We start from the raw sequence: 12,423 nt of genomic DNA, 5'->3' as shown, positions 1-12,423 counted from the left end.
TGTCTCTTTGAGCAGAGGCAAGACTTTTTCGCTTGGTTATTTGTGCAATTGCAATAATTTAGTCAGCACATTGACCATATGGTCGCACAGATCAGGGATATCTCCCATCTGATCTTCATTCACACTACGGTCAAAATGTACTTCAGCAGTGACGGCGTAAGTTGCTGGCTGATCTTCAAATATATAATGAATATGCTGCAATTTTCGTTGTTCCGGCCAGCTCTCTTGTAATATGGGGCTAATCGCCGGACATTGAGTCTCAGGCTCCTTAACAACCATTCTGAACCGCAGCCGCAAACGGCAACCTGATGGACCACCTGGTGTCTCCAAAATCTCAGCCGCGAGATCCTCAAGCGATGTGCTCAGTACCACTTCGCCAGTTACTTCAGGGCAATCTCTCAGGCAGAATTGCAGCACGAACTCTCTGGACATACGGGCCATCTCAAGCTGATCCTTCCGATCTGTTATGGAAATAAGTTCATCCAAATTATCGAGATCATATAGGTGATTTTCGAAGCCTACTTTCAAATTGTCATAAATCGTCGGATCAAACATGTGTGAAACCTGCTTTCTTGTGCAAATTATTCCAAAGTGCATTGGTGCTGCTCCGAATCATAGTATACTGTAACGCTTTTTCACACAAACAGGCAACGTTATCATACCGAATAACTCGACTATGTAGCCATCTTTCATAAGTCAAAACGACATTCGTTATCGCGCATCTCCTGCGACTCCACTTGGTCCATTTCCAATATAAAAAAGCCCGGTCGTGATGACCGGGCTTGGTTGAGATACAGAATAATAAATATTCTGACTCCCTATTCTTCTTTAGCTGGTTCTTCTGGTGCTGCCGGTGCTGCTTCATCAGCAGAAGCCGTAGGCTCTTCCTCAGCCGCTTGTGGCGGCATAACGGAAGCGATGATGGAATCACCTGACGTCACCAGAGTCAGACCTTTATCGAGCTTGATATCTCCAGCTGTCAAACGATCACCAATTTCCAGTCCGCTAACATCCACCTCAATGGAGGTTGGCAGATCAGCCGGAAGTCCTTCGACCTCCAGTTGAGTTTCCTGTGTCTGGAATACACCGCCTGCCTTGGAGCCAGCTGCGGTTCCTTGGAAGTCGATCGTTACACTAACGCTAATCGGCTTGTTCTTCGAAATTTGCAGAAAGTCCACGTGCAGCAGACGTCCGTTGCGTTCCTGCTGATCCTTGATCAGTACTGGAACCGTTTTGCCACCCTCAAGATTGAGGTTGAACATCTCGGAGCGACCTGTACGTGCTACTTTCAGCACTTCTTTTTCATCTACATGTATCGCGGTACCTTCTAATCCCGGGCCATAAACGACAGCCGGAACTCGTCCGCCTTGTCTTAACAGGCGCAATGCTGCACCTTTCTTTTCAGTTCTTGGTGTTGCCGTAAGTTGAGCCATTTTTCCGTTGGATTTCATGATTGAACATCCTCCTTCAAGGGATCCTTACTTTATATTTGTTAGGAAGCGATAAGCTTCTCTCTTAGACCAGAATGGCCTTTTCGTGCGTGGCCGAATCTGGGGCCATATCTATATTTACCCCAATGAAAGACCATCTCAAACACTGACATGTACAGTTTTTTTATTTTTCGGGTGGAAATGGTTCTTTCTGATGAACAAAAAAGCAGCCGGAATACCTTCCGACCGCTTGTTAAGCCTATATTTTTCAACCATTTGTATGAAGTTATAACCTGGCCAGCTAAGCGCTGTTACGATCATCCTCTACATCACTTTCACGGATAACCTGCATCTGATCCGACCCACTCTGAACGATAATGTGCACATCTCCGTCTTCAGGACCGATATTAACATAACGATCTCCGCAGGTATCTTTGGCTTCCCATTCATTCAGACGAATGATTAAGCCCAGATGATGCAGTCCTGCAGCCACCCGGAAACGGGCTTCTGCTGCATTGCCTACTCGCTCAAAGGAGACCGCTCCATCCTCCATGCCTGTGCCCCATACCCAGACATCCCATCCCTCATAATGCTGATCTTCCCGTTCATATCGGAGAGTTACTATTCGCGAAATTGGTTTGTGGATTTTGATATTCAGCGATGCCTGAATTCCTCCAGCCTCCGCGATAATCTGGGTAGATCCTGGTGTTAAAGCACGCACAATTCCTGCTGTACTAACCGCTGCATGATCCAGATGAGACGAGCTCCACCGTATATTCATACCTTGCAAAGGCTGGCCGAATTGATCCAGAACCAAGGCGCGGAATCGACTGACACGTGTTGTGTACATCACGGATTCCCCGATAATTTCAATTCGTTCCGGATGGAGGTGATCAACCTGCAGCGTACACTCTGTGGTAATCGTACCACATTGGACGCTAATCGTGGCTTCTCCGGTCTCCCCCGTATGAATTGTCCCATCGGATTGAATCGCAATAATCTGTGGGTTCGAAGAGCCCCAGGTCACAGATGCGTTCTCCACCACATTACCAAAACGGTCTCTGACCGATGCTCGCAAACCGGCAATCTCTCCGACACTGTACACAAGACGCGGCGAATGAATCTCAATCACAGCGGGTTCAGCACCGCCAGCATACTCCGTATCATACAGTACCATCAGTGACCATCGTTCTACCACTGCGGTCCCGCTCACCGTCTCAATGCGATCTGTACCTGCCTGATGATCATTCACCACGATATGCCAGTTGCCTTCGGGCAGACTCACTTGCTGCAGCTGACCTGTACCGTTGTAAATCACCACGATCTGATTCCAGGTATCCTGATTCGCTCCGTGATCCAGTGTAAATGCAACCACATTTCCTTCTGCACGCATCATGCGAAGATGGTTCCGTACCTGCTCGGCGTTAATCATGCGAAAAGCCGGATGTGTGCGGCGCAGATGAATCAGGCCGCGATAATAGTCAAAAACAGGTCTGAATCGAGCTTTGTTAGCCCAAGTGATCGTATTCACGGCGTCCCCGCTGCGATAACTGTTGTGATCTCCTGCTTTGGATCTCAGCATCTCATCTCCTGCATGAAGAAATGGAATACCCTGTGAGGTAAGCAGAATCCCTGTTGAAAGCAAGGAACGTCGAACCATCTCATGATCAAGTACATCATCTGCATCGACATAACGATAAGGATCCGCCGCTTTAACCGCCGACTCCGCACTGCCCCCTTCTACAGGCTGCCCGTCTCTCCATACCGGGTAACTGAGATCATGCCTGAGGAACATCGTTGTTGCGATTTTGTCCCACAGGTTGAGATTATCATGTGCCGTCACATAATTGACGGATTCCACCGGTGAAGATGTGAAATCATCCAGCGCTCCTGCCACACCCATGGCAATTTCGTACTCCCTGCCGTCTGCTCCTGTAACAAAACCTTTGCTAATACCATCACTATCCCCTTTGATGGCACTGCGGAAATGATCGTTAAAAACGGAAAATCCCTGACCGCGCTGCGTTCCTTTTAACGTTTTCCGATCCAGAGGTGAATCTCCGCCTGTCCACGGCTCCCCGTAGATCAGAAAAGCCGGATCAATCTGTTCTCTCAGCTCACGGGTCACTTCGTTCATCGTGTCTGTATCAATCAGACCCATGAGGTCGAAGCGAAACCCGTCCACATGATATTCCTCTGCCCAATACAGGAGAGAGTCCAAAATATATTTTCGCACCATGGGGCGCTCCGTAGCCAGTTCATTGCCTACACCCGAACCATTGCTCAATGTGCCGTCCTCACGGTAACGATAATAATAACTTGGTACAATTCGTTCAAAAGGTCCATCATCCACGCTGTACGTATGGTTATAAACCACATCAAGCACGACACGAATGCCTTGTCGGTGCAAGGAATGAATGAGAGCCTTGAACTCCCGGATTCGAACCGCAGGATCACGTGGATTGGTGGCATAGGAACCCTCCGGCACGTTATAGTGCTGCGGATCATACCCCCAGTTGTATGGCAATTTGGCATTCGAACCGCCGTCCGTTGTCGATGCCAATTCATCAACCGTCTGATAATCCGCTACAGGCAGAAGATGCACATGCGTGATGCCGAGTTCGACAAGATGATCTACTCCGATGGAGTTGCCGCCTCTGTCCGTCAAGCCGGAAGCCGTAAATGCCAAATATTTGCCCTTATACGGAATATCAGCATGGGGGTCGGAGGAGAAGTCGCGCACATGTAATTCATATAGAACTGCATCTGCCGGACGTAGAAATACGGGCTTCACATCCTCTTCCCAGTCCACTGGATTGGTTGTATCCAGATCAATGATGGCTGTTCGCTGTCCGTTCGCCGATACAGCACGAGCGTAAGGATCGGGTGCCACTGCAATATGCTGATCATCATGCATAATGTGATACATATAATAATGTCCCGCCCAATCCCCTTGAAGCTGTATACTCCATATTCCATCCGGGTCACGGGTCATCGACCGTTGCTGTCCGTCATCATGTTCGGTTACTTTACCACTTGCATCATAATGTCCCTCATTATCAAATATGAGTATGGAAACCTGCTGTGCTGTAGGTGCCCACAGCTTGAATATGCTTGCTGTACGCGTATATGTTAAGCCAAGATCGTTGCCTTCATAACGAAAAGATGTCCATTCCGGCATCGTTCCCACCGCCTTTATATCCATTGATTTCGTGTTGTCCCGATGTTACGGAGCGAGACGTCATTTGTCAACCCGGGGTTGTCTGTACTCAACATATCGGTTGAGCAGAGGCTTTCAATTAGCATATTGAATATGATGCAAACTACACAGCAATCGCTTTCAAGATACAGCATATGTAAACAAGCGCCATAGATTGACAGCATTTGTACCTGTCCTGATGAAAAAAAGGCGGGAGAAAACAAAACACCCTCGTTCCACAATGGAGAAAGGGTGCAATAACGTTCATTCACCTGAATACATAACCGTCATGGATATAGCAGGAATGCTGACCTGACCATCCTTGGCCGTACGCAGCGTCTCGGTACCAGCCTGCCCCTGCTCTACGACCACATTCCATGTACCTGAAGGAACGGAGGTTGTACGGGTTTCTTTGGAAGCATTATATATAACGATTATCCGTCCCCATGATTCTCCGACAGCGGTTCCTGCCAGTTCATAGGCCAACAGCCCTTTTCCTTTTTTAAGCAATCGAACATGGAGCTCAATCTCTTTCCGGGTACGAAGACGAAAAGCAGGATGCTCGCGCCGAAGACGGATCAGGCCACGATAATAATCATGAACAGGTTTAAACTGCTGCTTTTGCTCCCACCGAATGGCATTGACTGAATCCCCACTCTCATGACTGTTGGCATCACCATATTTGCTTCGCAGAAATTCATCTCCAGCCGCAAGCAAAGGAACCCCCTGGGAAGTCAATACGATGCCATTAGCAAGTAGACAGCGCCGGACCGTTTCGTTCTCCAGTATGCGATCCGGGTCAACGTGTAAATACGGCTTCGCCTGCTGTACAGCCTCTTCCACGTTGGCGCTGCCTTTCACACGACCATCTTCGCTATATTTGATAAATCCCAATGTATCGTGCAATCCTTGTGTCTGGGCGACTTTGTCCCACAGGTTGAGATTATCATGTACGGTTACATAATTAATCGTTTCAGATGGGTTATCCGTAAAATCGGTAATGGCTCCCCGTACACCTGTCCATATATCATCTTCCTTTCCCTCCGCTCCAGTAGCAAATCCGGCTCCCGTTCCATCACTATCGCCTTTGATCGTTCCACGGAGGTTATCGTTAAATACAGCAAATCCGGCTTTACGCTGTGCTCCCTTAAGTGTCATTTGATCCCCAAGGGGTGATTCCAACGCTCCCCAGGGTTCACCGTATAAGAGGATGGACGGAGAAACTTTGGCATGCAGTTCTGCTGCGAGCTCTTTCATTGTTGTCGTGTCGATCAGACCCATCAGGTCAAAACGAAACCCGTCCACATGGTATTCCTCTGCCCAGTATCGTACGGAGTCGATAATGAACTTGCGCACCATCGGGCGCTCCGTAGCCACTTCATTGCCTGTACCAGATCCATTGCTGTACGTGCCATCCGGGTTCTGACGGTAGTAATACCCTGGAACAAGCTTCTCAAATGAACTGGCTGCCGTATCAAACGTATGATTGTACACCACATCCATAATGACTCCGATACCCCTCTCATGAAGGGCGAGTACCATCGACTTGAACTCTCGAATTCTTGTCTTCGGCTCATCTGCACGGGATGCATAGGAACCTTCTGGAACGTTGTAGTGAAGCGGATCATATCCCCAGTTATAACGTGAGCAATCGGAAGTCCCGTCATCTGCCTTCGATTCGTCCACTGTCGCAAAATCAAATACCGGAAGCAGATGTACATGAGTAATTCCCAGCTCAGCCAAATGATCGATCCCCAGTGTATTCCCGTTTGAATCGTGCAAACCTGTCTCGGTAAAAGCAAGATACTTTCCTTTGTGCCTCATGCCGGATGACTCATGGATCGAGAAATCGCGCACATGCAGCTCATATAAGACCGCATCTACCGGGCTCGCCAGTTCTGGACGAATATCCTCATTCCAGCCATTCGGGTGGGTCTGTTCGAGCCTGACGATGACTCCCATTTCTCCATTCATGGTCACAGCCCGTGCATATGGATCAACCGCAATCTCCTGTCTTCCGTCATCAAAGGTTGCCCTGTACATATAACGATAACCGTTCCACTCACCTTCGAGCTTCAGGGACCAGATGCCCTGATCCTGTTTGTTCATTGGTATTTCTTTCTGTTCGTCCTGATTCTTCTGTTCATTGGGACTTCCCCCTGTTGAAGGCGGGGATAACAGCACATCTACCTGCTCTGCGGTAGGCGCCCACACTTTGAAACTACAGGCTTGTGGTTCCATCGTGACACCCAGATCTCTTCCTTGGTATGTATCTACTACGTTTAATACGTCTAACTTGTGATGGTCACCAATCATGCTGTATATTCCCCTCTCGATGAGCAATAAAAATGGATGTAAACAAATGCTCCTTACCTTTTATACCCCTTCTGTCACCTAACCATAATCTCGGGAATGAAAAAGAACATAAAGAACAAGCCATGCTTCACGTCATTTCACGCAAAACACAGCTTGTTCTTCAAATTACTTCCCGTTCAGCTGGGCATAAGACGCTTCAAATTCGGAGATGAGCTGATCGCCACCGGATTTTCTCCAGTTCGCCACTTCCTGCTCCCATCCAGCATCATCGATTTTGCCCATAATGTATTTGGTCTGTGCATCCCAGATCATCTGGTCCAGCTCCTGGCCGCGCTCAGTATAGATGGCAGAAGACAAGGTCAGCGCCGGATTTGGAATGGCATACTTCTCATTCTCACGTGCCATCTTCGTGCCCTTCATACCGATCGGTACATCGACAAGCTCAGGCACGTTATAACCTTCAATGCTTAACAGATTGTCACGATAAGGCTTCACTTCACGCTGATACCCGTCGAAGTCCTTGAACTCGGTTTTGCCATCCGAAGTCTTCGTATAGTGCACGTCTTCCAGACCACGCAGCTGAAGCGTACTCAGTGGTTCGTCCATCAGTTGATCCAGGAACGTCAGCACCTGTTTTAACTGTTCTTCATCCGGTACGGAAGCTTTGGGAATGACAAGCATGCCATAGTTTCCCGGTTCCCCGGCAATTCGAATGCCATTAGGTCCCTGGAACGGGGCCACATCAATCTCACCATCGGGCACGTTTGGTGTCAGCCGCTGCTGGAATGATTTTCCGTTCTGAGCAACACCGTTCAACTTCATAGCTACGAGACCGGAGTCGATTTTTTTATCCGCATCGGAAGGGTCCAGTGCAGGAAAGTCACTGTTGATTAATCCCTCACTGAACAGACGATTGAACAGCTTCATTGTGTCCATATATTCTGTGGTCAGGAATTCAGGGGTAAGTTTACCCGCATCGTCCACACCCCACTTGTTCACCCCACCAATACTTACGGCGATTCGTGTCAGCGGCGAGGATACGCCTTCATTGTACTTTTTGAACAGTACTGTTCCATACGTATCCTCCTTACCGTTACCATCAGGATCATCCTTGCGAATGGAGCGCATCACTTCGTACCAGTCATCCAGCGTTTTTGGTACATCCAACTTCAACTTGTCGAACCAGTCCTTACGATACACGATGGCTGTACGCCCGATATCGCGGAAGTTGGGTACCCCGTACACCTTTCCTTCGATTTTGATATTATCAAAATAGGCCTCGGATTGGGCAGACAGGTTTTTATAATCCTTCAGGTAGGGTCCAATTTCCCAGAACAGCCCCGTTTTGGCTGCGTTAAATGTTGTGGGTACATAATTCACGCGCATAATGGTCGGCATCTCGCCCGAAGCTACCATGACATTCACTTTATCATCAAAAGCAGATTGCGGAATCCATTGTACACTGACATCGGTATTCGTATATTCCTCAATCTTTTGTTCAATCCCGTTCTCCTTGGCTGGCACATCACCAACCTGCATTAAAGAAATCGAAATGGGAAGTTTGCCTTCACCTGCCGCAGGCGCTTTTTCTCCCCCACAGCCTGCAAGCAGTCCGGCGGACATTGCACCAACCACGACCAATCCGCCTAAACGGGACATCCGACCTTTTGGACTCATGAACCATCTCTCCTTTGGATAACCAAATTGTTCACATTTTTCCTCATTTGATTAAAATCGCTACGGGTACAAATATAGACGGACTGAACCGTTCCGATCTATATTGTGCTGATTTGAATTCGCTCCTTGGATTGATGAAAAATTCCCCATGAATGCGCTATCACAAATGAGTCTGAAGAAAAGAACTAGCGTGTCGCCAGTTCCATTTCCACTCCTGCCAAAATAAATGGAGCTACCGATTTCGGATCATTGATCCGAATGGATTCAGTCACATAATACTCGTATGACCCGTCACGATACGGGGTCCCCCCCAACCCTGCTCCACCGTTACACTGTGTCAGGGACAATACACCTTCACGGTCCGTTTGCAGCAGATGCAATAGCAGACCCTGATAACCCTTTTCTGCGATCGCTTTAAACTTGCCACTCAGATACCCCTTACGTACGCCCTTCGCCAGTGCATATACAAACATTGAGCTTCCCGAAGCCTCCAAATAATTACGCTCACGCCCCGGCTGATCGAGCAAATGAGGCCATAACCCGGACTGTTGGTCCTGTACATGTACAAGCGCATTCGCTACACGCTCGAAAATCCCCACAATCTGACCGCGCTGCTCATGATCTACAGGCAGATGATCCAGTGTATCCACTACCGCCATCACATACCAGCCCATCGCCCGGCTCCATACATGCGGAGAGCATCCGGTTTCTCCCGAGCTCCAGCGCTGTTCCCTGCTCTCATCCCAGGCATGGTACAGTAGACCGCTGCGTGGATCACGTGTACGTTTCTCCACCAGCAGCAGCTGTAATGCCGCCTTGTCAAACCACTTCTCCTCGCCAGTAACCGCACCATATTGCGTCAGGAACGGCGTGGCCATATACAGCCCATCCAGCCACATCTGAAACGGGTAGACCTTCTTGTGCCAGAATCCGCCTTCACTCGTACGAGGCTGTCCCTTAAGCTGTACCATGAGCAAATCCGCGGCTTTACGGTACTTTTCTTCGCCCGTTTTGTCCAGCAATAGGAACAGCGATTTCCCCTGGTTAATCTGGTCCAGGTTATATTCCTCAACCGCATAGGAACGAATCGAGCCATCTTCCTGAATGAAGTTATCCATCAGTTCATGAATGTAATCGAAATATTTCTGTTCTCCGGTATGGGTGTACAGCTCTTCCAGCGCTTTCAGCAGACAACCATTTTCATAATGCCAGGTAGGGTACAACTCATGATTGCGATAACTTTCCATGAACTGTTCAGCCATCCGTACCGGTGTGAATTGCAGGGTTTCTTTCATGATGTTCCTCCGCTTCCGGCTTTTTATTTAGCCTGTTTTTTGTAGTCTTCGGCATATTCCTCACGAATTTTGGTACCGCCCGCATTGCCCCAATTCTCGATCTCCTGTTTCCAGCCATTTTCATCGATTTTGCCCATAATATATTTGGTCTGCGCATCTGCAATCATCTGATCCAGATCTGCCCCACGGTCGCCATAAGTAGACGAATACAAGGTTAATGCAGGGTTTGGCACAGCGTGTTCGGCCAGCTCTTTGGCAAGTTCCGTACCCTTCTCACCGAGTTCGGTATCTTTCAATTTCGGCACATTGTATCCTTCTACGTAAGGCAAGTTATCACGATATGGCTTCACTTCACGCTGGAACGCATCGAAGTCGCTCATCTCCACCTGGTCCTCGCCAGCCTTCTTATAATGTTTGTCTTCAATACCACGCATCAGCAGCGTTGCCATCTCCGGGTCCATCAATTTATCCAGGAAAGACAACAGGTTTTTCAGCTCTTCTTCCGATTTCACCGTCGCTTTCGGGAAGGCCAGAATACCGGAGTTACCCGTCTGCCCCGCCACACGGTCGCCACTCACACCAAGCAAACCTGCAATGTCTACTACGCCATCCGGGTCATTCTTAGAAAGACGCTCTTGTTGGCTCTTTCCGTTCTGAGCGACACCGATACGCATTCCGACAACACCTGTATCATATTTCTTCTCCGCTTCTGTGGAGTCAAATACGGCAAAGTCCTGATTCAGCAGTTTCTCGCTATACAAACGTTTCAGCAAATCCAGCACCTGCATATATTCCGGTGTCATGAATTCCGGCGTAAAACTGCCGTCATCTTCTACCTTCCACTTGTTTGGTGCACCAAAACTTACGCCAAGACGTGTAGTGAAGGAATATTGATCCTCGGTATACTTTTTGAAAAGCATGAGTCCAAACGTATTATCCTTACCGTCTCCATCCGGATCGGAGGTCGCCAGTGTCTTGATCGTTTCATACCATTCATCCGGTGTCGTTGGTACCTTGAGATTCAACTTATCAAACCAGTCTTTACGGTAAATCACCGTTGCACGGGCAATATCAGAGAATACGGGTACCCCGTAGATTTTGCCTTCCACCTTGATATTGTCAAAGAAACGCTCGTTTTGTGCAGACAGATTTTTATAATCCTTCAGCAAAGGTCCAACTTCCCAGAATACATCGTTACGCATCGCACTGGTTACGGTTGGGTTATACTGTACTTTCACAATTTTGGGCATATCGCTGGATGCAATCATGACATTGATTTTGTCATTGTAAGCCGAAGCCGGAATCCACTGAATGTCCAGTTTGGTGTTCGTATACGCCTCGATCTTTTGCTGGACCTCATTGCCTTTGCTCGGTACGTCGCCCACCTGTGCTATTGCAATGGACACGTTCTGCACGCCGCCCTCGGCAGCCTGACCTTCATCCGATCCGCATCCTGCCAGCAGGCCTGTTACCAATGCCAGTGTGCTCAAGACAGCTACGGCTTTCTTTTTTGTTGCTTTCATTAAACGAAAACCTCCCCTTTTTATACAGTCATGAACCAATTCAGATGTTCAACCGTGTGCCAATTTCAACCTTTTACCGATCCCAGCATCACTCCTTTGGCAAAGTGTTTTTGCAGGAACGGATACACCAGCATAATTGGAATCGTGGAGAACACGATAACGGCCATGCGAATGGTGAGCGGCTGAATCTCGGTCTCTTCGATACTGGTATCCCCGATCCGGCTCTGAGCCAGGATGACAATCTCACGCAGCCACACTTGTACGGGCCACTTTTCACTATCGTTGATATAAATGACAGCGTTGAAGAAGCTGTTCCAATGAGCCACCGCGTAAAAGAGAGAGAATGTAGCCATTGCTGGCATCGACAAAGGCAGAACAATACGGAACAATACGCCCACATCGTTACATCCATCGATTTTGGCGGCATCCTCCAGTTCATCCGGAATGGCTTGGAAGAAGTTCTTAAGTACGATCAGGTTGAACGCACTAATCGCTGTAGGCAGCATCAAAGACCATAATGTATCCGTCAGGTGCAATGATTTTACGACAAAGTAGGTTGGAATCATCCCACCGCTGAACAGCATGGTGAACAGTACACCCAGCAAGATCGGCTGGCGTCCACGCAAGTATCTTCTGGAGAGCGGATACGCCATAAGCGAAGTGAACAACAGGTTAAGCAGTGTTCCGATTACAGTGATGTAGATCGATACACCCAGACTGCGAATCAATGTGTCTGTAGAGAAGATGTAACGGTAAGCAGCGAGGGAGAATTCTTTCGGAAAAAGAATGAATCCTCCCTTAGCCACTTCATGCGGACTCGTAAACGAGACGGCCAAAATATAAATGAACGGGATAACGGTCACGATTCCGATCAAAAGTAGAAAACCATGATTGAGGATATCAAAGATCCGGTTGCCCCACGTTTTATCCTGTTGCATCTTAATGTTCACTCCTGTCTGGTGAAGAACGTCTGCTGCCAAGCG

General features: G+C 48.3%; 8 protein-coding genes. All 8 read right to left on the bottom strand.

Translation table 11 applies throughout. The features are described from left to right. Positions 1-36 precede the first annotated feature (36 nt). Positions 37-555 carry a hypothetical protein gene (locus tag gpAD87_RS02095; RefSeq protein ID WP_064635899.1) on the bottom strand — a complete coding sequence of 173 codons (519 nt, stop codon included), beginning with the start codon at positions 553-555 and terminating at the stop codon, positions 37-39. A 263-nt stretch (positions 556-818) separates the two neighbouring features. After that, positions 819-1,451, bottom strand: a complete 633-nt coding sequence (locus gpAD87_RS02090; RefSeq protein ID WP_064635898.1) for a 50S ribosomal protein L25 — start codon at positions 1,449-1,451, stop codon at positions 819-821. Positions 1,452-1,731: 280 nt separating this feature from the next. Then, positions 1,732-4,611, bottom strand: coding sequence for a type I pullulanase (gene pulA / locus gpAD87_RS02085; RefSeq protein WP_064635897.1), 2,880 nt, complete (start codon positions 4,609-4,611; stop codon positions 1,732-1,734). Positions 4,612-4,893: 282 nt separating this feature from the next. Beyond that, positions 4,894-6,945: a type I pullulanase gene (gene pulA / locus gpAD87_RS02080; RefSeq protein WP_064635896.1), complete on the bottom strand. Its 2,052-nt coding sequence runs from the start codon at positions 6,943-6,945 to the stop codon at positions 4,894-4,896. Positions 6,946-7,110: 165 nt separating this feature from the next. Then, a complete protein-coding gene (locus tag gpAD87_RS02075; RefSeq protein WP_082934969.1) occupies positions 7,111-8,622 on the bottom strand; it encodes an extracellular solute-binding protein in 1,512 nt (503 codons plus the stop codon). 185 nt (positions 8,623-8,807) lie between these two features. Further along, complete coding sequence (locus gpAD87_RS02070; RefSeq protein WP_064635895.1) at positions 8,808-9,917, bottom strand: glycoside hydrolase family 88/105 protein; 1,110 nt, start codon at positions 9,915-9,917, stop codon at positions 8,808-8,810. A gap of 23 nt (positions 9,918-9,940) precedes the next feature. Next, the gene (locus gpAD87_RS02065) at positions 9,941-11,440 is read right to left on the bottom strand and encodes an extracellular solute-binding protein (RefSeq protein ID WP_064635894.1); all 1,500 of its coding nucleotides are present in this window, start codon (positions 11,438-11,440) and stop codon (positions 9,941-9,943) included. Between the two features lie 65 nt (positions 11,441-11,505). Continuing rightward, positions 11,506-12,378 carry a carbohydrate ABC transporter permease gene (locus gpAD87_RS02060; protein ID WP_024633116.1) on the bottom strand — a complete coding sequence of 291 codons (873 nt, stop codon included), beginning with the start codon at positions 12,376-12,378 and terminating at the stop codon, positions 11,506-11,508. Between the last annotated feature and the right edge of the window lie 45 nt (positions 12,379-12,423).

It is taken from the genome of Paenibacillus sp. AD87, assembly GCF_001659845.1.
GTDB classification, from domain to species: Bacteria; Bacillota; Bacilli; order Paenibacillales; family Paenibacillaceae; genus Paenibacillus; species Paenibacillus marchantiae.
This window is presented reverse-complemented; position numbering and strand designations above follow the sequence as displayed.